We start from the raw sequence: 23154 nt of genomic DNA on the forward strand, positions 1-23154 counted from the left end.
GTCAACAATTACATTCCTTCAAAAAAATCATGAAATGACACCTCTAATGCCTGTAGTATCTTATCTAAACTTTTAATTGATAAGTTTCGTTTTCCAAGCTCTACTCCAGCTAAATACGTTCTATCTATATCCGCTTTTAATGCAAGTTTTTCTTGACTTAAGCCTTGTTCATTTCTTATTTCTTTGACCCTTTGACCAACATCATTCAAAATCATATGGACTCCTCTCTGTCATCGCTAGGTCTCCTTAACACAACGCTTAAATTATCCATCAATAGTTACTTATGAGTCAACGGACTATAAGTAACAATGCAACAAAAAAGAGAAGCATTTCTGCTTCTCTCAACCATATACTTTTATCTATGCCGACCTCTTATACGTTCCGGTTGTTCTAACTCCTTTAAAATATCCTCCGTCTTTACGTTCTTACTCTTCATCTCTAGATATTCCTCAAACTTGATTTCGAAATCAAACAGTTCTTCCCATCCCGGATCACGTCTTGCAACTGTACCATCTGGGTTTGATGCAGTTAATCGACTTACTAACGCTCCAAAGCCCTTCACATCTTCGTTGTTTATTGCAATCCTCATATCACTAGTAAGATAAGGCTCGCACGCTTTGTAATAGCCAACCAGTTCTAACCGCTTATCTTCGATATCTTTCTTCGGAATTAAGCCAAGACGAATATTAATCTTTTCAAGCCACTCATTTGCTTTTGCCTTCGCAGATTCGATAATACTTGCAGCTTCTTTCTTTGCCTCTTCCAACTTTTCTTCTGCCTGCTTAATGAGACTCTGAAGATTACGAAGAGTTCCCCTAAGTTCTTTTTCCTGAGTTTCCAACTGCTGAATCTCCTGCTTACGCATTTCAGCCTTGTATTCAAGCACGGATAGGCTATCACGCTCCGGTGTCTTTATCTCACCATCAACAACCAAACCTCTGCGGACACATATCTTTTTAAAATGCGCTCGTTCCATCTCCTTCCACTGCTTCGTAGCATTGTCTATACACTTCCCTGATGCATCCTTTTCATCCGGTCTTGGCGAATACTCACTACCGGTACGAACCGCAATCAAGTTGCGCATGGCTCTATCTAAAGAATTTCTCTTCTGTACCCCTGTCTTATATCCTTCCGCAACTGGAATATAATCAAAATGCATATGTGGAGAAGCCTCGTCCATATGGATATAAGCCCCTATCAGTTCCAATCCGGGATTTCTATCCTCAAACCCTTCAATATATTCAAGAAGACATTCCTTTGCTATATCACGCCACTCAGGATGTTCTATGAAGTCTTCCTGCTTTCCCCACTGAAACACATCCTCGTAAAACTCCTTCTCGCCATTCTTTGAATTGAGAATATGCGTCCGATAATCTTTGATCTGACGATCCTTACGTTTTTGTTTTGCATTATACTCACTAACTGCATCATCAAAAATTCGATGATATGCATGAGCTGTAGTTTCATCTTTCCAAACAATATTTTGCTCTGTTCTGGAAGCATCCACATTGCTTGGCAATTTGCCCTCTCCGTAATTTCGGAGATTATGCTGTCTATTTCCTCTGCCCTGAGGCATTGATATTGAACCCATTTTTTAATCTCCTTTCTAACTTCTGCTCCACTGGAGTAAAAGTGTATTTTTTCTGCTAATGCCTTTGTTACTTTCGGCGAAAGTAACGCCTTATGACTTTTGACACTTCGTATCAAAAGACGGCGCTCTTCGAGGACTCCTTTGCGGAGTGCAGTCATTCGCCATGACAGGCATCTCATAAGGGCTTTACCCTTGCCGATGGCTAACCCAATCTCAATAGGGCTTTGCCCTAAGGCGATGCCTTACCTAATCTCTCAGGGCTCTGCCCCGGCGATGCCTCCCCCGGTCTCATTGGGAGCTACACTCCCTGGGCGACGCCCTTCCCATGTAAAACCTTGTCGTAATTAAATCCACCTTGGACTTAATTACGCCTTCGGTTCAATGAAAAGAAAATACTCCTTCTTCCTTGACTACATTTCTACAAGTGCGTGCCACGCACTTGTTATTATTAATCAAGGTAAAAATTACCATCTGAATGACGGATGTATTCCCTTTGCATCCAAGTAATCTTGCCTAGCCTTTTCTCGTTCTTCTTCCGATTCAGCAGTCTTATACTTGGTGTAATTCTCATGCATTGCTAACAGTTCTAATTTCTCATTTAACGCTTTTCGTATCTCCGGCTCTTTCTCATAATCTTCAAATTCAAAATATGAAAACAAATCCAAAAACAGTTTTTGCGATATCATTATTTTTCGTTCTTTCATCTTCAACCTCCAAATGAAGATTGCAAGGTTGCAAGGATGCAATGTTATATATACTTTGCAATCTTGCATTCTTGCATCCTTCCTAAAAACCCCAATACCATTTATCTCCGGTCTTTGTTGCCGTAACATTCAGTTCCTCTTTTGCAGTAAACAAAGTTCTTTTCTTAATCCCATCTGCCTCTGCAGCTTCAAAAATTTCTGTACTTGGTTTGGGACCATCCGCCAGATATTTTGCTAAGAATTCTTTTGCCGATGTTAATTTAGTTACTTTCTGGTCTCCACTTAAGAGATCATCCACAGAAATATCAATTACACCTTCCCACGCAAATCCATTCTCTTTGTCTAAACGAAATGCAATCGAATCTCCCTCCGGCGCAAGACTGCTCTTATCATGCGCAATTACTCTGCAGGTAGGATCATCTTTGATTCTCCCAACTATAAGTACACTTCTTGCTGTAGCCTGAAAGTCGATAGAACCAAGCCCTCTATACGTTGATTTAGAACCACTTGCTTTGTTCATATGACCAATAAGAATGATTGCACAACTATATTTCTCTGCTATGTCTCCCAATCGCTTCATAACCGGGCGAATCTCGTTTGCCCTATGCATATCTACATTCGCACCAAGATACGCCTGTATAGGATCGAGAATGACCAATTTGGCTCCAGTCTCCTTTATAGCCTGTTCTATACGCTCATCAGACATACACAAGCCCTGTTCAGATTCATCTATCACAAGAACTTTGGAACAATCTGCCCCCGCCGCTTCCAATCGAGGTTTTACTGTATCAGCCAGACCATCCTCTGCCGTCTGATAGATAACATTGATAGGCTCTCGCTCCTGATCATCTTCAGGTAACTTCTCGCCCTTCGTTAAAAGAGCCGTCAGTTGTAATACAGCTGTTGTTTTTCCCTCTCCGGGATCACCCTGTATAATAGTTAGTTTTCCAAGCGGTATATATGGATACCAAAGAAATTCCACCTTCTTACTTTCCACATCCGCCATATTAATAATCTTTAAGTTTTCCATTTTTTGTTATTCCTGCCTTTCTCATAAATTGATTGATAGCCGGAATAACCTCTGCTATAATGACCTTATCAATAGAGTCCGCAGAGATTATGCGGTTATCACAAGAGTCCTTTCGGTTGCCGCCGTTAGGATTCTTTTTCGTTTTTGAATGCTTCTAATATTTCCAACATCGTTCTAATTGGTGTGAGTAGTTCCTCATCCATCTCATCAATCGAATTAATCCTCATAAGTTCCTCTTGAATGTGAATTAAATCATTTTGAAATTGAACCATCATCATAGGATTTCCTTTAGCAACAACTCTCTGATAAAGAGCGCTTTCTACCAGATAATCTTGTTTTGTTCTGGCACCGCAAAGGCGCACTCTGTCATCAAGTTCTAAAGCCTCCTCAGGGGACATTCGAAATGCAACGATTTTATTTCTCCATCTACCCTTTTTATCTTTTATCTTCTCCGACATTGAAATAATCCTCTCTTTCATCAGATAGTTTCTGAGCCATCTTAATCTGCTCCCCTGGGAACATATGCGCATATCGATAAGTTACTCTGATACTTTCATGTCCCATACGTTTTGCAATAGCCACCGCATCAAATCCCATGTTTATTAAAAGTGACACATGACTATGACGAAGATCATGAACACGAATACGCTTAACACCTGACAATTTACAACCACGATCCATCTCATGATGAAACTTTCCCTTCGACATATTGCTAAAAATACGCTGATTAGGTTTAACACCATAAAGCATACTAATGTATGTCTTTACTTCTTCTGCGACAAAATCTGGCATTGCAATAATGCGATTACTGTTTGCAGTTTTTGGTGTCGTGATTACATCCTTACCCTTTAACTTCTGATAGGACTTATTTACTTGAACCTCTAACTTTTCAAAGTCAAAATCCGAAGGAGTCAATGCTAAGCACTCACCCATACGAAGACCACACCAATAAAGTATTTCAAAAGCTACATATGATTCCTGCTTGTCCGCGATCGCCTGCGAAAACGTAAGATACTCTTCTTTCGTCCAAAACTTCATCTCCACCTTTTCATCCTGCTTAAAACTTCCCGCCTGATGGATAGGATTGATTCTTAAGCCATATAACTTACAGGCATGATTAAAAATACAACTTAGCTGCGCTTGGCATGATTTCAAATATGTCTGTGCGAACTTACCATTTTTGCCGTTCTCCAATCCAAGCATTTCATTCTGCCACTTAATAATGTCTGTAGCTCTAATTTCATTAATCTTACGATTCTCAAAGTACGGCAATATCCTTGTCTTAATAATGGCTTCCTTTGTAATCCAAGTACTCATTTTTACCTGAGGTTTCTTATCTTTTTCATAGAGTTCATAAAACTCTCCAAAAGTCATATCAAGATCCCCTGACTCTTTTACACGAAAAGAAGCTTCCCATTCTACTGCCTCTTTTCTAGTGGCAAAGCCACGTTTCGTGGTACGTTTGGTTTTCCCCGTCCAATCCTGATAATATACTGAGGAATACCATGTACCATATTTTTTGTCCTTATAAACCGGCATTGCTATCCTCCTTTCTCTACGCTACGCCATAGAACTTTTCTTTGAAGTACTGTCTGCTTACCTTTCCGGCTACAACGATATATCCCTTGGAGTTAAGTTCTTCATTTAACTTGCGGATAATCTTATAAGCATGAGCCTTTGAGCAACCAAGTATTTCAGCCACTTCATCAACTGTCATAAATACCTTCTCATCCATATGCTCTTCCTCCTTTCATTGAATAATTGCAATATTAACATTTTTGTTAACATGTTAATTGTATTGTAATCACCTCTTTTCTATTTGTCAATAACAAATATGTTAACATAACAAATTTGTTGTATTTCTATTATTCATATGGTACACTTATAGACGTAATCTGCAGAAAGTTTACAAATTAAATTTAAAAAAGAGGTTTTTGCTATGAATATAGGAAAGAAAATCCAGATACTTAGAAAGTTCAGAGGTTTAACTCAAGCAGAACTCGGCATAGCCCTTGGCTTTAAGCCTGAAGCAGCTGCCAACAGAATTACCCAATACGAAACAAGTTATCGTGTTCCTAAAGAAGATGCTCTTACACAAATGGCAGAAGTCCTTAAGGTTAGCAAATACAACTTCATCGAAACAGATGATACCGCCTGCGACTTCATACTTACACTCTTTTGGCTTGATCCACTTGAAGAAGGCGAACCTCTTATAGTTCCTTGGCTTCTTCATGGTCAAGAAGATGATAGTCGAGGAATGTCTATCCTACCTCGTTGGGCAGCTTTAACCACTGCTTTTTATAACGAAAACTCTGAAATGCCAAGACCATTTATTGAATTACGAGATGATTCTATAAATAGTTATCTGGCTGAATGGAATAGAATCCGAACATATCTGTCGGAAGAAAAGATTAGCAAAGATGAATATTTAGATTGGAAATTTAACTGGTATGAGCGAAAGTGTGATCCCGATAGAAGAATCAAATATACCATGTCTGAAATGTTCCAAAAATAGCAGACAGTACTGCAACAGTACTTTGAGAAAAAGTAAAAGCCGTGAAACCCTTTATTTAAAAGGTCTCACGGCTATTTGCTCGCTTACTCAAACTCTTGGGCGGAGAGATTTATTTGGTTGTTTTCTGATACATATTTGTGTATTTCATTTTTCATATTTATCATATTTTGCATTTTTGTGTACCTCGTTCAAAATTTTTAGAGCCAAAATGGAGCCACTCTTATAACTATAACCTAATACTTTATTGCTTTAATCATATCATGCAACGAGTCGTATCCGTATTCCTTTATTACTTTCTTCATATTTTCCGAATAACACTTCTCATATTCTTTTCCTTCAACAGACAATATAAATGATTCATTTCCTTTAATACTCAATGCCTTCTCTCTGTCTTTTATTCGCCGCATATAATAACTCATCACATCATTATACAGCCTATCTTTTCGTTTTCTTCCAACTGTTAATTTTCGATAATTATCATTTTCCACAATAACATTAATACCCGTTATTCGCACATGACCACCTTTGCGTATATCATAAACTCTTTCTTTATTCTCATTGCTTTTTAAATGCACTTGTTTTAAACATCTAATTACACACTCTTTAATATTCACATTTATATCTGGATCAATCTTCTCCGCTTTAAAAGAAATAACAATATCATCCGCATATCGTGTATATATAATATTATCTAAACTCAATTTTTTTAATTTTCCATAAATAATATTATCAAATTCCTTCATATATATATTTGATAATATTGGAGATGTTACTAAACCAAGTGGCAATCCCTTATCATTAACAGAACATAATTCTACTAGTTTGCTACAACTATTAATGCTTGCATTCCCATTATTATTTAATTCTTTATATAATCTCTGAATTAAATAATTATGGTTTATGCTTGGAAAGAAATCCTTTACATCAAAGAACAAAAAAATATCATTATACATATGCGCCTTAGCATTTTTTACTATAGATGAATGTTCTATATAAGCTTTGGCAAATATTGAATCAGAACATTCTTGTTTCAGTAGAGATACTATCCTCTCATGTTTTTCCCTTAAAAGATTTTCTCCATCAACATAAGTTACTATTTTTCTATATTTTTTTTTAGTTTTTATATACTTTTCTTCAAGAAATAATTCTTTATTCATTTAAAAACTCCAGTATCTCATTATCCTCTTCGCTTACAATATCATTCAACTCAGATAAAAAAATTCCCAAATTATTTTTCAAACCAATTTTATATAATTCTTTTTCTTTTAATATTGAAATTAATTCCAATGCTTGTAGCATATATAAACTATATGCAATTACATCTCTAAGTTCTACATTTATTTCTTTTACAGAAACCAAAATAGTGTTTGTCTCTGATTTTAGTTTTTCCTGTATGGTGTGATGTAAAATATTTTTATACTGACCACATACAAAATCTATATGTTCATACAATCTCTTTTTCTTTCTTAATTCTTTACGAATGTCGTTTATTGACAACAATCCCATTACTTGATATAAAATCACTTGTCCTGATACATAAGCTTGCAACTCATTATCATTTTTTGAATAAGAAATGACGCCCACACTATTATTGATTTTTCCAAATTTCATTTTTTCGAAACGAATATCCAGCTCTAATTTGCAATAATCAATAAAACTGCAAATTTTATCTCCAAGTATAGGTGTTATAGTGTTATTTACAAAATTAGTTCTTTTTTCTACATGTTTTTCAGATATTTCAAAAGAATATACTTCAGGATAGTACACTATTCTACGTATTTTAGAATCCGTACTAAAAAAAGCCAACTCTAGAAAAGCACTTATTTTTCTTTCCTCAATCCCCGTACTATCTGGTTCTAATACACACATTTTATCTTTTAACATCTCATTTGAAGCAAAGGCTGCCAACTCTGCCCCTGTTGATATACTATCATGAATAATAATTATTCCATTGGCAAATGCTGCACTCAATGTTTCTATGTCATTCAGATTTTTCAAAAAAATATCATCATAACTCAAATATCCCTCTCTTTTTCCAAAGACAAAATGTTCCTCCAGAATAAGAACATTTTTTTTAGGATAATGTTCTTCTATATATTTCTTTAGAACATTTCTCTTATCATATACAGACTCTTTTTTATATTTAGTTCCACACAGAAATATAATTCCTTTATCATCATCAATTGTAATTTCATTAAATTTATACATAGTTTTCTCCATAAAAAAAGGAATCCTACTTAAATTTGTTAAATTTTTTCTGAGTCAATTTCATTGGTTGTTTGCGTTCTGACCTGAGCGTAGTAGCGAAGGTCATGGTTGTGAACAACCAATGAAATTGAAATCTGAAATATGACGGTAGTCATACAAATTTAACTAATTTCTAAATACATCTACCTTAAAATGTTAAGGTGGCATTTATGCCTACTAGGATTCCAATTTTATATTATCACAACAGAACAATTTTTTCAAAACCATTTTTATCAAAATTTTTATCATATTTCTTTACTTTCATTTTATTCTCTAACAAATCCTCTTTTTTAAATATCGGATAAAGAATACCATCTAAATACTTTTTTGCCTGAGCATTATTTAGTCGATAATATTTAATTAATGTTATATATTTAATAAGCGTATTCTCAATTAGTAACATTTTTCGTTCTCTTTCTAAATATTTTTGTCCAACAATATCTTTAAACAAGACCATGTTAAGTAAAAACAAAAAATCGCCAAAACATATTTGAAAATCTGAATCTAAACATACCTTCATGTCCAAATCAAAATCTTCGTAATTAATCCCTTTTCCTATATATCTTTCTTCTTGAACTTCAAATTCAAACTCTGTCCATATCCCATCATAACACTCTTTCAATCTATCCAATATTTTTAAAACTAATTTTTCATCAAAACCACATACTATATTAATTATATCATAATCAGTTAAATCTACCCATACTGCATTATGATTTATAAGCAATCTGGATTTTCCAGACTTAGCAATATAAAACACTTCATCTGTGGAAATCGTAATTGACTTTAATGGTAAATAATGAATATAATATTTATTCTTTATTTTATTCTTCATACGGTATGCTTTATGTAGTTCATCGATATATTCTAAAAAATCTTCTGCCATCTTATATCTCTTTCGAATTTATTATGATTATATATTTTAAAGTATATATCGTTTTTAGCGATTTCGCAATCATCTTTGAATTATTTCCAAGCTATACTCTAACTCTCATACCGAAAAAACTCTCTCGCCATCATCTCCGCCGTATCCCGATTATAGCCCTTCTTCAAATACCCCTGCACAATCGTCCCAAACATCCCCTTAACCATTTCATCCTCAATATCACAATATGACTGCATTTCCCCGGATAAAGCCATTGCCACATACTCTATCGGCTTATTATCCAACAATTTGTGCAGCTTCGCCAGCGACTGCTCTGTCGTCCGCAGAGCAGCCTCAACCTCCTCACATTTTATTCGAAGCATATTCCCGTCAACATACCACACCTCAACATAACCATTATCCATGTTATAGGCACATTCTACAATGTTATCCAATCTGTTTTCATCCATCATATCAATCCACCCTTTCGTTTATCTCGCTCCATAAGACCTGTGATACTGTCTTGCCTGACTCTCCATGATTTCCTGCTCCTTTACCTTACCGATAATAGTATCAATTTGCTCCGCACCGGCATATCGTTTCACACGCTCCAGATCGTCAGCTTTTTCCTGCAATAATTCTGTTTTTGCAGACATATCTCTAATCTTGCCTTTATAGAATTCCACATCACTTGTGAGATGCTTAACTTTATCTCGCAGTTGAAGCACTTCCTCTTTTAATCTAACGCATTGGATTGTCAAGCTTTTTACCAGTTCCTTCAATTTGTTCACAAGAGGCAAAGCTACTTTATCCCGAAATGACTTTGCACTTGCAAACGCTCCCGGCTCTGGAAGTTGCCATTCAGGTTCTTCATCATATTTTCGAACATCACGTTGCAACAAATTCTCTGATTGCACCATCTGATCAATTCTGCTTCTCAATTTCTCCTGTTGTATTTCAAGCTGGGCATTATCTTTCTGTAGCTTATCCTGCATTTGTTTTAATGCCTGATTATCCGATTGTAACGAAGTTTGCTTCTGCTCCAGCTTTTCATTATCCTCTTGCAATTTATTTCGTTCTTGTTCCAATCGTTGGTTCTCGGACTGTAAAACACTCTGTTTCATCTCCAACTCGCTATTATCTGTCCGCAATTGCCATTGTTGCTGTTCCAAGTGTCGATTATCCGTCCGTAGTTCCAACTTTTTTATTTCAAGGCTTGTATTCTCCACTCGCAATTGTCGATTGCTTGCACTTAATGTTTCATTATCCCTTTGAACAGCAATACCTTCCTCTCTTGCTTTTTCAACAGCCTCCTCAGCCCTTACCTGCTTAATTGTAGTGGTCATTAGTTCCTGCTTCATAGTGGATACTGCCTGATTCAATTTAGCAACCTCTGTGGTCTTTTCCTGCTTTTGACTGTCTAATTCTGCTACTTCTTTAGCTCTCGCCTGCTTTTCAAATTCCAGTACCGATAAATGCTTTTCATGTGTATCTTTTTGAAGCCATTTGACACCATGTCGCTCCATCACCATAGCCAATTCCCGCTTCTCCGCTGCAATCCATTGATTCCACTCTGTCGCACCTCTCGTGCCACCTGTAAAACCCTCTGCAGCTAATGCAGATTTTAACGATACTCTTGTATCCAATCCTCGCTTGCTACCTGTAATATATGGTACAAAATCAATGTGTAAATGTGGTGTTTCCTCATCCATATGCAAGTGAGCAGAAAACACATACAGGTTAGGATTTCGTGCTTGAAACTCATCCATAAACTCTGTTAATATTTTCTTAGCAAGAAGCCCTTCTTCACTTTTGGCATTCATATCGTCTTTATTTCCAATCTGAAAAATTACTTCGTGAAAAAGTTTTTCCTGCTTGCCTTGTCTAATTTTTTCATAATAATCATCAATCACTCGATCCTTACGTTTTTGCTTTTCATTATATCGTTCAAGTGCTTCATCAAACAATTTATGATAAACCTGCTTTATATCTTCATTACAAAAATGAACATTAGCACCACTTCTATCACCATCCACATTTTTAGCTGTAAAAGCTCGGGTGTTGTGATTAACGGAACCTTTTCCTACCATCCCACTAATCGTTCTTTCCATAGGCAATTTTCTCCTTCTTATCTGTCATATTAGCGCCGGATACGGCGCAGGCTTTGTTACTTTCGCCGAAAGTAACGCAAAAGCACTTTTGACACCTGCGGCATCAAAAATGCAACCTGACTTGTCAGGTTTTGCGCCCTGCCGGGAGCTTTTCTGCCTGCGGCAGTCAGTGTACGCAAGCCTCCACTGTGTCAACCACACCATATTTTCCTTATCCATTCTAACGGAAGCGTGACACGCAGCCGTTATATATGTTTAGGAAAAACTACCACCGAAAACTCTCCAGTACACCTCGCCTATCCAAATATTCCTTTCGTGCCTTTTCCTTTTCTTCTTCCGTTGGTGCAGTCTTATATTTCGTATATAATTCCCTCATTACCATTGCATCCAGCTTCTTCTCTAACCCCTGCTTTATCTGAGGTAACAGTTCCACCTGCTCCAACATAAAATATCTCATTATCGTAACGAAAAGTTCTTCTGAAATCTGTACATTTTTCATATCAATCCACCAATCCTTAATTTATTCAAGACCGCAACACTGCAAAGCCTATATGTTTTGCAACCTTGCAAGGTTCATCTCCGCAATTTCTATATAGTCTGCATTGTTGCGTTCTTGCCTTAATCCTACTTTGCCTTATCCAACTCCCAATACCATGAATTGTTAATTTTCTTCGCCCGGATACCAAGCTCCTTTTTGGCATTTTCCAATGTTCTTTTTGAAATGCCCTGTTCATCAGCCATTTCAAAAACTTCATTGCTCTGCACCGCATTAGATGTTTCCGCCAGTTCACGTAGCATTTGCTTTGCCTGCTCCAACTTGTTCGCCTTTGGTGCAATTCCTCCAAGCACTTCATCTGCTGTAATCTCATAATCTCCTAACCAGTGAAAGCCTGTCTCCGATAGCATAAATGCCTTAGGATGACCAAATGCTGCAAGATTGTTCTTTATCTGAACAACTGCTCTTGTATTAGGTTCTCCCTCTATTCTACCGACCAGAAGCACGCTCCTTGCTACTGCAAAGAAGTCAATAGAACCCATACCTCTATATGCCGCTTTGTTACCTGATGCCTTATTCATATGACCGATAAGAAGAATTGCACATTGATATTTCTCCGCTAATGCTCCCAGCTTCTTTGTCATATCTCTTGCTTCATTTGCCCGGTTCATATCCATACCACCACCGAGATAAGCCTGTATGGGGTCTAATATCAATACTTTTGCCCTTGTCTTAGCAAGTGCCTCTTCCAACCTTTCATCTGCCATAGACAGTGATTTATCACTTTCATCAATAACCAGTATCTTTTCACAGTCTGCTCCGGCAAGTTCAAGTCTTGGCTTTACTGTGTCTGCCAGACCATCCTCTGCTGTCTGATAAATCACATTTACCGGCTCCTGTACATCCATATCACTGTCGAAGCATTCTCCCTTTGATAACTTGGCTGCTATATTTAACACCAATGTGGTTTTTCCATCACCCGGATCACCCTGAATGATTGTAAGCTTTCCGTATGGTATAAACGGATACCACAGCCATTTCACTTCCTGTGATTCCACCTCCGACATCCGTATCATCTTTAATTCTGCCTTTTGTCCTTCCATAAAAGTCCTCCATAATCAAATCTTTTATTTGCTCCTAAGAAGAACCTCTGCTATACTCTAGTTGTGAATACATAGGTAACAGAGGTTTTCTTTTGTTACCGCAAGTCCTAACAGTTGCCGCTGTCAGGACTTTTTTCTTTATCCGTCTGTGCTCCCTGCCAGAGATATTTAGCACCATCCAGCATGGAAACAATCGCCTGCAACAAATCCATACAGTCATTTCGCATATCTTCCAAACCTTCAGCAGTAAGTGTTACATCCTGTTGTTCCAGTTGTTTTACCAGTTCAGAAATATTTGTCTGCATATTCTGCAATTCCTCTACAAGCTTGTAAATGACCTCTTTCTTGCCTACAACACATATTCTGTTATAAATACAGGAGCGGACAAAATAATCTTTTTTCTGCATACCGCTTGCAAGTATCCTTGCTTCAATCATCTCCCGTTCTCTGTCTGATACACGAAAGCTGATTGTTGGGTGTTTGTGTACTCCGCTCATAGCTCGTCCTCCTCATTCTCCAGCTCTAATCTGTCTGCCAGTTCTGCCTGCTTATTCGGATATAAATGTGAATAAGTATTTAATGTTGTTTCTATCTTTTCATGTCCCAGCCGCTCTGCTATTGCCAATGGCTGAAATCCAAGTTCCACCAGCAGTGATGCGTGGCTGTGACGCAGATCATGAAGACGAATTCGCTTTACCCCTGTTTCCTTAATGCCACGCACTATTTCATGTTCCATATAAGACTTTGTAAACCGAAACATTCTTTCATTCGGCATAATCCCATATAAATGACTGCAATATTCTTTTAGTTCTTCCGCTAGGAATGGTGGAATTGTAATCTTACGATTGCTCTTTGGTGTCTTTGGGGGTGTAATCACATCCTTTCCGTCTATTCTCTGATATGATTTGGAAATGCTTATAATACGCTTTTCCAAATCAATATCTTCGTAAGTAAGTGCCAATAATTCTCCTATACGCATTCCCGTCCAATACAGAAGTAGAAATGCCATCCTCGCCTCCGGCTTCTGATCCATAGACCGAAGAAACTGCTTAAATTCCTGCTTTGTCCAGAACTCCATATCATCAGCTTTGCTTTTCCCGATACTTCCTGCTTTCCTGCAGGGATTATCCTTCAAGTCATAATATCTGACGGCATAATTGAAAAGTGCAGCCAACTGATTATTGATACTTTTAAGATATGTCTGTGCATATCCTTGTTTTATCAATTCATTCTGCCATGCACGAATATCAGCTGTCTTAATCTCACACATCTTTTTCTTCTTGAAATAAGGCGTAACTTTCAGGTCAAACACATATCTTTTATTCTTAATTGTGCTTTCTCTAAGCCTGTTCTCCATATCCGCAAAGTAGATTTCAACGAAATTCTCAAAGTTGATATCCAAATCTTTTCTCTGCTGTTGCCGGAAGTTACGTTCCCACTCCTCTGCTTCAGCTTTTGTCTTAAAGCCTCTTTTGTTCTTTTTATGACGTACACCCTGCCAGTCCTCATAATAGAACTGGCTACGCCACGTCTTGCCATCTCTTGTTGCTGGCATGTTATCATCTCCTCTCTATTAGCTAACTGCCATACCATAAAACTTCTCTTCAAAATACTTTGTAGGTACCTTGCCTGAAATCACTCGATAGCCCTTTTCTTTTAATTCATTATTAAGACCACGAATGATTTTGTAAGCATATCCTCTTGATACTCCAAGAATCTGTGCTGCTTCATCTGCTGTTACATACATCTTCATCGTATTCTCCATATTGAGTTCTCCTTTCCTGTTTAACACTAGTACACTTTTGTGTCCTTGTTTGTTCGTATTATATCAGTACACATTTGTGTCTGTCAAGTGTTTATATAAATTTTTATACACAAATGTGTCCCGATGTGATAGAATAGGTTTATCAAAACATAAAGGAGCTGTTTTCATGACTACTGGAGAAAAGATTAAATATTTTCGTAATATGCGTGGAATATCGCAAGAAACACTCGGTCAGTTGTCCGGCATAAACTCCGCAACCATAAAGAAATATGAATATGGAATCCGTAATCCTAAGCCTGACCAGCTTTTAAAGATTGCCAATGCATTAGGCATCAGCATTAACATTTTCATGGATTTTGATATAGAAACAGTTTCTGATGTATTGTCACTACTGTTTAAGTTAGATGACCAAATTGATATGAAATTTGAAGCAGATAAGGATGAGGAAGGCAACTTCAAGCCAGCTACTGTTAAGCTGTCCTTTAAAAACAATCTCATCAACAAAAAGCTCTGCACCTATATGAAAGCTCTGGAAATTCGTGAAAATATGACAAATGCTAAAGATGAATATTCAGAAGCAGAGTATACTGACAGCCTGCAGCACATCAATGAGAATATCGAAGAAATCAAGCAGCACCTGCTTGATGACAGTATGGTTGTCAAAAAAGGAACTGACAGACTTACCGTGAAAATTTTTCCAAATTAGAGAAATATCTTGAATTATCAGACATAAGATGATAATATCTAATTAAACAGAAAGCACCCACTCCAAAGGTGGATGCTCCGAGTTTAGGCTAAAGAAATGTCCTTACGGACACCGCCTATCCTGTGGATCAGACAGGATAGGCATTTTTATTTGCGCTTGTTTCTCTTGTCGAGAAAGGCAAGCAACGCTACAATCAAGCTACCAAAGGACATCAGCAAAGCCAATATCCCAATGAAAATCGTAATGATCTCATAAGCTGTCATCGGCGCCACCTCCCTTCCTATGTATTCCGGTGAACCGGTATCATAAACTCGGGAGGCTACCACCCTGTCATGGGTTCTTTCCTTAAATGTTATCCTATCATAAGAACTAATGCTTCTGCAAAGATAAATAAAAATTATTGATTATCCCACTACGATTTAGCATCGGTTACAATCGGAAAGTTCATTTCAACAATAAACTCTTTTTTTTCTATTTTTGCTTCAATCTCTCCAGCCATCCTACTAACCAACTCCTTTGCAATAGATAGTCCCAATCCAGTAGATGTTTTACTTCTGGCAACATCTGCTTTATAAAATCGCTCAAATACCTGATCTATATTAATCTGTTCTGGATGTGTAACATGATTGCTGATTCTAAGCACTGCCTGATTTTGATCACGTTCCAACACAATGCTAATCTTCTTTTCTCCATGATCCAGCCCATTTTTTATCACATTCTGGATAACACGGCGAAGCCCCTGTCTGTTTCCATGTATATACAACTGTTCTTCCGTAATCTGAATATCCGGCTGAATTTCCATTCTTACCCATTCATCATAGTATGAAAAAACTGTTTCTTTCAAAATCCGGTTCATACAGCACAATGTCAATTCCAAACTGTAAGATTCGTTTTTTAACTTTGTAAACATAAAAAGTTCTTCCAACATTTCATTCAGACTATGAATTCTTTCGTGGATAATGCTTAAATAACGTTTCTGATCCTCTATATTTTCACATTCTTCCATTAGCTGGAAATATCCGTCCAAAGATGTCAGTGGTGTGCGGATATCATGAGAAAGATTTGTATAAGTGTCCGCAATCAGAGCCTCTTTCTCCTGATAATGCTGCTTCTCTTTTCTTCGCAGTTCCAGAAGCTCATTCAACTTGTCAGAAAGCTTTCCTATTCCACCCACATCAAATTCATGGTTAATCAACATGTTACTGTCATGTTTCATCATAAACGCCAATTGGCGGCAGATGTCTTTCACCTGCCGCTGGTATTTCCACATAATAATAAATTGTAAGATAATAATTCCTGCTAATATCCCAATTACGATATACATCCGTTAAATATCCCTCTTTTGAAAAACAACGCTGCTTACTGATATCATCATAACGATGAACACTATTGCCACACCAAATGCCGCCAAACACTCATTTCCACTCGGATTCATAGGAAGCAGTGATAATTTTCCTGTTATCGTATACTTATAAATCTGGAAATTCTGAATTCCTATTTTTTGAATAGCACTATTGATCACCCCATACACAATGGTCATTACATTCATGCTAAGACAGACAGCAATGACCATGCTGATTACATTATTTTTCAAAATAATTGCAATCGCCATACAAATCAGCACAAGTGCATAATGAAGAGCCAGTTCAGTCACAAAATAAGATAAAATTGCCTTTGTATTTCCCCATTCCAATTCCCCGAAAACAATACCATTCGCCGCTGCCTGAAATAAGAATGCACCTGCCATTGTCAGTACCGTAAAGACAGCCAAGGCAATTGCTCTGGAAAAAATCAGAGTTCCTCTATTTCTAACCTGACCTTCCTATTCTGTCAAGCCTAAATCTATTGATTTTACTGGCTTTGACGATATTTATTTACCTCAAAACAAGAGCCGAGAGTGATAGATATCGTAGTATCTTGTACCGAATAGCTGATTAATGGGTACACTTCTTAAAGCATCCTCTTTCTTCGCTTTATAAAGGCTATTTTCCCTCTGATCAACTATGATGATGAACCTTCCGTGTCTAAGGGGATCGTGTCCCAACTTCCTTCGTCCCATCTACCATACACTGAGTGCCAGCCAAGCTCCTAAACGGGGTCTTGCCCCACGGAAATAACCGATGCCGGCTACAGCTCTTGTTTTATGTTTGATTGTTACTGACCAGCATTCACCTGTCGTGGTACTGATTTACTCAGTGGACGCTATACCATCTCAGGCTCTTGTTGGTCTTTTGCAGATGCAGTCTGTTCCGGACTCCATCATTTACGGGTTTCTGTTCCAGAACCCTGTCCAGTCTCCGATGCATTCCATCAGCCACTCGACAGAGTTCTGGATTTGATTCTTTTATTTACTATGCTGCCATTGGTACCTGTGAAGCTGCCAGATGTTTGATATCTTTCAACAGTTTCTGCGGATCATAAGTTGTTCCTGTCTTTAGAATCGTGTAAATCACCCTCAGTATCTTGCAGGCTATCACAACCAGTGACTGCATCTTTTTCAGCGGATTGTTGGTTCGTGTTGTATAGTACTCATGTAGCTGCTTAAATTCATCTGCATGCGACACCGCTGACTTTGCTGCCTGGAACAGCCAGTACCTAAGTCTCTTGCGTCCTCTGTGGCTGATTTTTGTCTGTCCTTTATGCTTGCCTGAACTGCATGCCACCAGCCCCATACCGCTTAGTTTCTGGATTTCCTTCACATCATCAAATCTGCTGATATCTCCCATTTCTGCCAGTATTCCAGCCAGTATGTTTTCACCTACACCTTTGATTTCAAGTATGTTTTCTGCGTAAGGTATTTCCCTGCATTTTTCATGTAAAGTACTTTCAATCACAGCAAGCTGCTCATCCAGCTTCAGGATCTGTTCTGCATACCATTTCACTGCTTCACGCCCTGCATCCGTTCCATCCGTTAATCCCACACTTTTCTCTGCATAGCTCACGATTTCATTGGCTCTGCTGTAACCGCGTCCTCTTAGTTTTACATTGTGCCAGATATTTTTTATGCCTTCTGCTCCCAGTGCTGTGATATCCGATGGGATAGCTGATACTTTCAGTACTTCCAAAGTAAACGCTCCATCTATTTTTCCAAATGCGTCCATGTATTCTGGAAAATAGATTTTCAATTCTCGGTGAAGACGATTGATATTTCTTATCCTGTCTTCGGTAAGCTGATCCCTGAACATGGAGAGTCTTCTCATGTCTGCGTAAACTTTTTCTGGAAGATAAGGCATTCCGTAGTTTCCATCTTTCACAAGATTTGCAATCAGTTTCGGATCTTTTCTGTCATCCTTGACCTGGCTATTGTCTTCTATTTCTTTACTCTGCTTTACGGCATATGGATTTACCTGGACAACGCTGATTCCGTTTGAAATCATCCATGCAGCCAACGCAAACCAGTAGTGACCTGTCGGTTCAAGACCCAGTACTATCTGTTTCTTATCGTGTTTTGCCGCAAGTGCCAGCACCCATGCCTTGGCATTCGCAAAGCCTTCTGAAGTATTGCTAAACTCGAATGCTCCGCTGCTTAACTCTCTTCCTCTGACATCGATTGCCCTAATATAATGATTCTCACTACCTATATCGCATCCTACTATAAGCATGTCATCCGTAATGAAAGAGAGTTTATCGTTCTTGGCAAATTTACCGTTTGTTTCAAGTTCACGCCAGGTATAGGATCTCAGTTCTTTTTCTACCACCTCTATTTTCCTGCTCAATTCTTCTTTTGACAGAAGCTTTATTGCCTGATTTTCTACATTTACTTGCTTTTTTGTTCTTCTTGCTTTAACATTCATCTTGAATACCTCTTGTGTTTTTAGATTTTACCAACTGGCAGGTCAGTAATAATCTAAATTTACTTGAGGTATTCTTTTTGGTCAATTCCTTTTACTCTTTAAAGTATACAGGAAGCTCCTATATTCTTAATATATCCGCTACTGATATCCGCTGTTGAAAACAGAACAGTAAAAATCACCAAAAGCAGTGCATACAATTTTCCTTGGGAATTGGCAAAAAAGATATCATATACCGTCACCTTTTCTCCCGGCTCCGTAGGCAGCGTTACCATCATTCCCACATTAATATTATCCACAGTAGGTTCAGTAACCTGCTCCTGTTTCATGGCATCCTTTTCAGTCAAAAGCTCATAATCTGTCTTGCATAAAGATGTTGTAATCAATAATATTGCTGCCAGAACGATCCAGATTACATACATACTTTTGGTTTTAAGCATCCGGTATAAATCCATTTTTATTATATTAAGCATGATCCGCACCTCCCGTCAGATTCAGAAAATAAGTTTCCAGTTCTTCACTGGTTATGGAAATCCCTTTTACCGGAATTCCTGACTTTGCAAGTTCCATATTCAACGCTGCACTTTCATTCAATCGTTCAAAAATATGAATATGCTCTTTATCTGTTACCTGATAGTTGGTAAATCCCATAGAATCCAGCACCGGAATCGCCTGTTTCGGATGATCCAATGTCAACTCTATCCGTTCACTGCATCTTCTTATTAATTCTTCTCTTGTAATTTCCTGTAATAAACTTCCATTATGAATAATTCCATAATCAGTAGCAATCTTCGATAATTCCTCAAGAATATGACTGGAAATACATATTGTCATATTCTTCTCTTTCTGAAGTCTCTGAATCGTATCCCGGATCTCTGCAATACCCTGTGGATCCAATCCATTGATTGGCTCATCAAGAACTAATAAATCTGGTTCTCCAACCAAAGCAAGACCAATTCCCAAACGCTGTTTCATTCCAAGTGAAAAATGTTTTGTTTTTTTCTTTCCCACATCCTCCAGACCGATAATTCTCAATATTTCTTCAATATAACTTTTTTTCTTTATTCCAAACAGCTTGCATTTGATATTCAGATTTTCATATGCAGTCATATTTCCATAAAGTCCCGGTGCCTCAATCAGACATCCTATCCGTGATCGAACTTTTTGCAAATCCTTTCCCTTGTATCCGAACATCTCGATTTCTCCACAAGTTGGCTTGGAAAGTCCACTGATCATCTTCAGACAAGTTGTCTTCCCAGCTCCATTCCGACCGATAAAACCATAAATAGCACCTTTTTTAATATGCATATTGACACTGTCCACAGCTTTATGGTGTCCATATTGCTTAGTCAAATTTCTTGTTTCCAATAACATTTCGCTCAAGTTTTTCATCTCCTTTTTCTTATCTGCATTTATCATAAAGGAATAATCCTAATCAAACGCAAATAAATAGTAAAAAAAGAGTAAAGATTATAGATGAAGACGATAACCGATTCCCCAGACTGTTTCAATATATTCCTCAGATGTAACTGCTTTTATCTTTTTACGAATATTGCTTATATGTACATCCAGAGTCTTTGTTTCACCCATATAGGGTTCGTCCCACGCATATTCAAAAATGTCCTCTTTACTGAAAACCTGCTTCGGATTTCTAAGCAGTAATTCTAAAATCGCAAACTCCTGTCTTGTTATCTTAGGAAGTATTTTTCCACCAATGCTGACCTGAAAAGTAGCTTTGTTCAATACCATCTCTCTGAACGAAAGGTTAGATTCTTTTATTTCCTTTTCTTCTGTATGACGAAGCTGTACCTGAATTCTTGCCAGTACCTCTCTGATTTCAAAAGGTTTCGTTATATAATCATCAGCCCCACTAGTTAAAACCTTTACCTTTTCATCCAAGCTATCTTTCGCAGTCAAAACAATAACCGGAAGATTTCCCTTTTTCCGTATTTCCTCCAGAACTGCTTCTCCTGTAATTCCCGGCAACATCAAATCCAGCAACACCAGTGCATAGCTATGCTCCTGCATATTCAAAAGCAGCTTTGCCTCAGTTCCGGAAAACGCCTGCTCACAGGAATAGCCCGCTTTGGATAAAGCTTCCTGAAGCAGATTATTGATATTTGTATCATCTTCTACAATCAGTATTTTCTGCATGATAGTTCTCTCCTCTATTTTACACTGTGAAAACATTATTTTCTTGCATTATACGCTTTTCCCTTTTTTCCCGCAATTACTCCCCACAGATCCCCGGAATTCTCCAGTACATAACATACTTTTTGTTCCAGCTGAACTTATAATTTTCAGTATTGCTGTGCTTCCAAGATGCATATATCACTTTTTCCTTACCATTATGCCTTTATTTCTCCATCAGTGCTTTCGCAACCCTTATCCCGCCAACAAATAGAGCCAAACTGGAGCCATTTGATAAAACAAATGCCGGAAACCCGCATAAATACAGGCTTTCGGCATTTTAATCCGTTACTCAAACTCAATCGTTCCCGGTGGCTTACTCGTCAAATCATAGAATATACGATTGACCCCTTTCACCTCGTTGATAATTCTGCTCATGACAGTCTGTAAGACTGCAAATGGTATCTCTGCAGATTCTGCTGTCATGAAGTCTACGGTATTTACGGCACGAAGTGCTACTGCGTAATCGTAGGTTCTTTCATCACCCATAACGCCAACCGAACGCATGTTTGTGAGTGCTGCGAAGTACTGGTTTGGCATCCAGGATGGTTCTGTTCCGTTCGCTTTCTTGTATTCGGCAACGGCTTTGTCCACTTCCTCACGGTAGATGGCATCGGCATCCTGCACGATACGAACTTTCTCTCCGGTCACTTCCCCGATGATACGGATTCCAAGTCCTGGTCCCGGGAATGGCTGACGGAATACTAAGTGTTCTGGAATGCCAAGTTCAAGACCTGCTTTTCTTACTTCATCCTTGAAAAGGTTACGAAGCGGTTCGATGATTTCTTTGAAATCAACGAAATCAGGAAGCCCGCCTACGTTGTGGTGGGATTTGATGACTGCGGATTCACCGCCAAGTCCGGACTCTACAACGTCTGGATAAATGGTTCCCTGCGCAAGAAAATCTACGGCTCCGATTTTCTTTGCTTCCTCTTCGAAAACACGAATGAACTCCTCACCGATAATCTTACGTTTTGCCTCCGGTTCTGTCACACCTGCAAGTTTTGCATAGTAACGTTCCTGCGCATTGACACGGATGAAATTCAAATCAAACTGACCGTTTGGTCCGAATACATTTTCTACTTCATCTCCTTCGTTTTTACGAAGAAGACCGTGATCTACGAATACACAGGTGAGCTGCTTTCCGATTGCTCTGGATAAAAGACCTGCTGCAACGGAAGAATCTACACCGCCGGATAAAGCAAGAAGAACTTTTCCATCTCCAACTTTTTCACGAATGGACTTGATGGTCTCTTCCACGAAAGAATCCATTCTCCAGGTTCCGGAACATCCACAGACATTACGGACAAAATTGTAAATCATCTTTGTACCGTTTACGGTGTGAAGCACCTCCGGGTGGAACTGAATTGCATAAAGTCCCTTTTCTACGTTCTGAGTTGCCGCAATTGGGCAATCTGCTGTATGCGCAACCACCTCAAATCCTGGCGCTGCGACTTCGATTCGATCAAAATGGCTCATCCAGCAAATGGATGTCTCTGGCATACCCTGGAATAAAACAGCATTCGGTGCATAGTGAATCTCTGTTTTTCCATATTCTCCTACTTCTGGGGTAATGACCTTACCGCCAAGTTTGTGCATCATAAGCTGAGCACCATAGCAAAGTCCAAGTACCGGAATTCCCAATTCAAACAATTCTTTCTGATAAGAAGGTGAGTCCTCTTCATAGCAGCTGTTCGGTCCTCCTGTCAGAATGATACCTTTGGGATTCATAGCTTTAATCTGTTCAATGTCAATTTTATAAGAATAAATCTCACAGTAAACATTGCACTCACGAACCCGGCGGGCAACCAGCTGGTTGTACTGTCCACCGAAATCGATGACTATGACTTTTTCCTGGAGTTTTTCCATATCCATGTGTCTTTTTCCTCCTACGTTTCTTGCTGGGATTCCATGTTCTTGTTTTCGTCCCAAATTCTATTACCCATTATAAGTGACGATTTCGGGAAATACAAGTGCTATTTTCTTAGAAAATTCAAGACTTTTTCACACAAAACATGATGATTTGTACAAACTTATTCT

Annotated in this window: 26 protein-coding genes and 1 pseudogene; 2 read left to right on the top strand and 25 right to left on the bottom strand. The window is 38.2% G+C overall.

What is annotated here, in order from left to right; genetic code table 11:
• Positions 1 to 8 precede the first annotated feature (8 nt).
• From BIV16_RS09970 to BIV16_RS10000, 7 genes are all read right to left on the bottom strand, one after another.
• Positions 9 to 215 carry a helix-turn-helix domain-containing protein gene (locus BIV16_RS09970; protein WP_075680669.1) on the bottom strand — a complete coding sequence of 69 codons (207 nt, stop codon included), beginning with the start codon at positions 213 to 215 and terminating at the stop codon, positions 9 to 11.
• A 140-nt stretch (positions 216 to 355) separates the two neighbouring features.
• Positions 356 to 1591, bottom strand: a complete 1236-nt coding sequence (locus BIV16_RS09975; protein ID WP_075680670.1) for a plasmid recombination protein — start codon at positions 1589 to 1591, stop codon at positions 356 to 358.
• 464 nt (positions 1592 to 2055) lie between these two features.
• Positions 2056 to 2295, bottom strand: a complete 240-nt coding sequence (locus tag BIV16_RS09980; protein WP_075681010.1) for a complexin-2 — start codon at positions 2293 to 2295, stop codon at positions 2056 to 2058.
• A gap of 82 nt (positions 2296 to 2377) precedes the next feature.
• A complete protein-coding gene (locus BIV16_RS09985; protein ID WP_075680671.1) occupies positions 2378 to 3325 on the bottom strand; it encodes an AAA family ATPase in 948 nt (315 codons plus the stop codon).
• A gap of 125 nt (positions 3326 to 3450) precedes the next feature.
• Positions 3451 to 3783, bottom strand: coding sequence for a plasmid mobilization protein (locus tag BIV16_RS09990; protein WP_031589864.1), 333 nt, complete (start codon positions 3781 to 3783; stop codon positions 3451 to 3453).
• Positions 3761 to 4864, bottom strand: a complete 1104-nt coding sequence (locus BIV16_RS09995) for a site-specific integrase (protein ID WP_075680672.1) — start codon at positions 4862 to 4864, stop codon at positions 3761 to 3763. Before BIV16_RS09995 ends, BIV16_RS09990 begins: the two co-directional genes overlap by 23 nt.
• Before the next feature lie 16 nt (positions 4865 to 4880).
• Positions 4881 to 5060 carry a helix-turn-helix domain-containing protein gene (locus BIV16_RS10000; RefSeq protein WP_075680673.1) on the bottom strand — a complete coding sequence of 60 codons (180 nt, stop codon included), beginning with the start codon at positions 5058 to 5060 and terminating at the stop codon, positions 4881 to 4883.
• Positions 5061 to 5264: 204 nt separating this feature from the next.
• Between BIV16_RS10000 and BIV16_RS10005 the strand changes: the two genes are divergently transcribed.
• The gene (locus tag BIV16_RS10005) at positions 5265 to 5840 is read left to right on the top strand and encodes a helix-turn-helix domain-containing protein (RefSeq protein WP_075680674.1); all 576 of its coding nucleotides are present in this window, start codon (positions 5265 to 5267) and stop codon (positions 5838 to 5840) included.
• Positions 5841 to 6073: 233 nt separating this feature from the next.
• On the opposite strand, the gene BIV16_RS10010 is transcribed toward BIV16_RS10005, so the two are convergent.
• The 10 genes from BIV16_RS10010 to BIV16_RS10055 form a co-directional block, all read right to left on the bottom strand.
• A complete protein-coding gene (locus tag BIV16_RS10010) occupies positions 6074 to 6997 on the bottom strand; it encodes a reverse transcriptase domain-containing protein (RefSeq protein WP_075680675.1) in 924 nt (307 codons plus the stop codon).
• Complete coding sequence (locus tag BIV16_RS10015; RefSeq protein ID WP_075680676.1) at positions 6990 to 8048, bottom strand: hypothetical protein; 1059 nt, start codon at positions 8046 to 8048, stop codon at positions 6990 to 6992. The genes BIV16_RS10010 and BIV16_RS10015 overlap by 8 nt, the downstream gene beginning before the upstream one ends.
• A 238-nt stretch (positions 8049 to 8286) precedes the next feature.
• Positions 8287 to 8973 (bottom strand): hypothetical protein, encoded by a 687-nt coding sequence (locus BIV16_RS10020; RefSeq protein WP_075680677.1) that lies wholly within the window; start codon positions 8971 to 8973, stop codon positions 8287 to 8289.
• Between the two features lie 98 nt (positions 8974 to 9071).
• The gene (locus BIV16_RS10025) at positions 9072 to 9425 is read right to left on the bottom strand and encodes a DUF6061 family protein (RefSeq protein ID WP_242940381.1); all 354 of its coding nucleotides are present in this window, start codon (positions 9423 to 9425) and stop codon (positions 9072 to 9074) included.
• Between the two features lie 18 nt (positions 9426 to 9443).
• On the bottom strand, positions 9444 to 11063 hold the full coding sequence (locus tag BIV16_RS10030) for a plasmid recombination protein (RefSeq protein ID WP_075680678.1): 1620 nt from the start codon (positions 11061 to 11063) through the stop codon (positions 9444 to 9446).
• A gap of 265 nt (positions 11064 to 11328) precedes the next feature.
• Positions 11329 to 11562 carry a complexin-2 gene (locus BIV16_RS10035; RefSeq protein ID WP_075680680.1) on the bottom strand — a complete coding sequence of 78 codons (234 nt, stop codon included), beginning with the start codon at positions 11560 to 11562 and terminating at the stop codon, positions 11329 to 11331.
• 125 nt (positions 11563 to 11687) lie between these two features.
• On the bottom strand, positions 11688 to 12662 hold the full coding sequence (locus BIV16_RS10040) for an AAA family ATPase (RefSeq protein ID WP_075680681.1): 975 nt from the start codon (positions 12660 to 12662) through the stop codon (positions 11688 to 11690).
• Between the two features lie 107 nt (positions 12663 to 12769).
• Positions 12770 to 13159, bottom strand: a complete 390-nt coding sequence (locus BIV16_RS10045; protein WP_075680682.1) for a plasmid mobilization protein — start codon at positions 13157 to 13159, stop codon at positions 12770 to 12772.
• Entirely contained in the window at positions 13156 to 14217 is a 1062-nt protein-coding gene (locus BIV16_RS10050) for a site-specific integrase (protein WP_075680683.1), read from the bottom strand. Before BIV16_RS10050 ends, BIV16_RS10045 begins: the two co-directional genes overlap by 4 nt.
• 18 nt (positions 14218 to 14235) lie before the next feature.
• Positions 14236 to 14427 (bottom strand): ICEBs1 excisionase, encoded by a 192-nt coding sequence (locus tag BIV16_RS10055; protein ID WP_075680684.1) that lies wholly within the window; start codon positions 14425 to 14427, stop codon positions 14236 to 14238.
• A 166-nt stretch (positions 14428 to 14593) separates the two neighbouring features.
• Here BIV16_RS10055 and BIV16_RS10060 point away from each other — a divergent pair, with 166 nt between their 5' ends.
• Entirely contained in the window at positions 14594 to 15133 is a 540-nt protein-coding gene (locus tag BIV16_RS10060; protein ID WP_075680685.1) for a helix-turn-helix domain-containing protein, read from the top strand.
• A gap of 146 nt (positions 15134 to 15279) precedes the next feature.
• On the opposite strand, the gene BIV16_RS10065 is transcribed toward BIV16_RS10060, so the two are convergent.
• The 8 genes and pseudogenes from BIV16_RS10065 to guaA form a co-directional block, all read right to left on the bottom strand.
• On the bottom strand, positions 15280 to 15396 hold the full coding sequence (locus BIV16_RS10065) for a putative holin-like toxin (RefSeq protein WP_242940382.1): 117 nt from the start codon (positions 15394 to 15396) through the stop codon (positions 15280 to 15282).
• A gap of 149 nt (positions 15397 to 15545) precedes the next feature.
• Entirely contained in the window at positions 15546 to 16457 is a 912-nt protein-coding gene (locus BIV16_RS10070; protein WP_075680686.1) for a sensor histidine kinase, read from the bottom strand.
• 3 nt (positions 16458 to 16460) lie between these two features.
• Entirely contained in the window at positions 16461 to 16904 is a 444-nt protein-coding gene (locus BIV16_RS10075; protein ID WP_242940383.1) for a hypothetical protein, read from the bottom strand.
• A 580-nt stretch (positions 16905 to 17484) separates the two neighbouring features.
• Positions 17485 to 18927, bottom strand: coding sequence for an IS110 family transposase (locus BIV16_RS10080; protein WP_173664552.1), 1443 nt, complete (start codon positions 18925 to 18927; stop codon positions 17485 to 17487).
• A gap of 116 nt (positions 18928 to 19043) precedes the next feature.
• Positions 19044 to 19397, bottom strand: a pseudogene (locus tag BIV16_RS10085) (ABC transporter permease); the annotation flags it as partial.
• A complete protein-coding gene (locus BIV16_RS10090) occupies positions 19390 to 20343 on the bottom strand; it encodes an ABC transporter ATP-binding protein (protein WP_022118567.1) in 954 nt (317 codons plus the stop codon). The pseudogene BIV16_RS10085 and the gene BIV16_RS10090, both read right to left, overlap by 8 nt.
• A gap of 51 nt (positions 20344 to 20394) precedes the next feature.
• The gene (locus BIV16_RS10095) at positions 20395 to 21078 is read right to left on the bottom strand and encodes a response regulator transcription factor (protein WP_173664553.1); all 684 of its coding nucleotides are present in this window, start codon (positions 21076 to 21078) and stop codon (positions 20395 to 20397) included.
• Positions 21079 to 21402: 324 nt separating this feature from the next.
• The gene (guaA, locus tag BIV16_RS10100; RefSeq protein WP_442971736.1) at positions 21403 to 22983 is read right to left on the bottom strand and encodes a glutamine-hydrolyzing GMP synthase; all 1581 of its coding nucleotides are present in this window, start codon (positions 22981 to 22983) and stop codon (positions 21403 to 21405) included.
• Positions 22984 to 23154 lie beyond the last annotated feature (171 nt).

This window comes from Roseburia sp. 831b (assembly GCF_001940165.2).
Lineage (GTDB): Bacteria > Bacillota > Clostridia > Lachnospirales > Lachnospiraceae > Roseburia.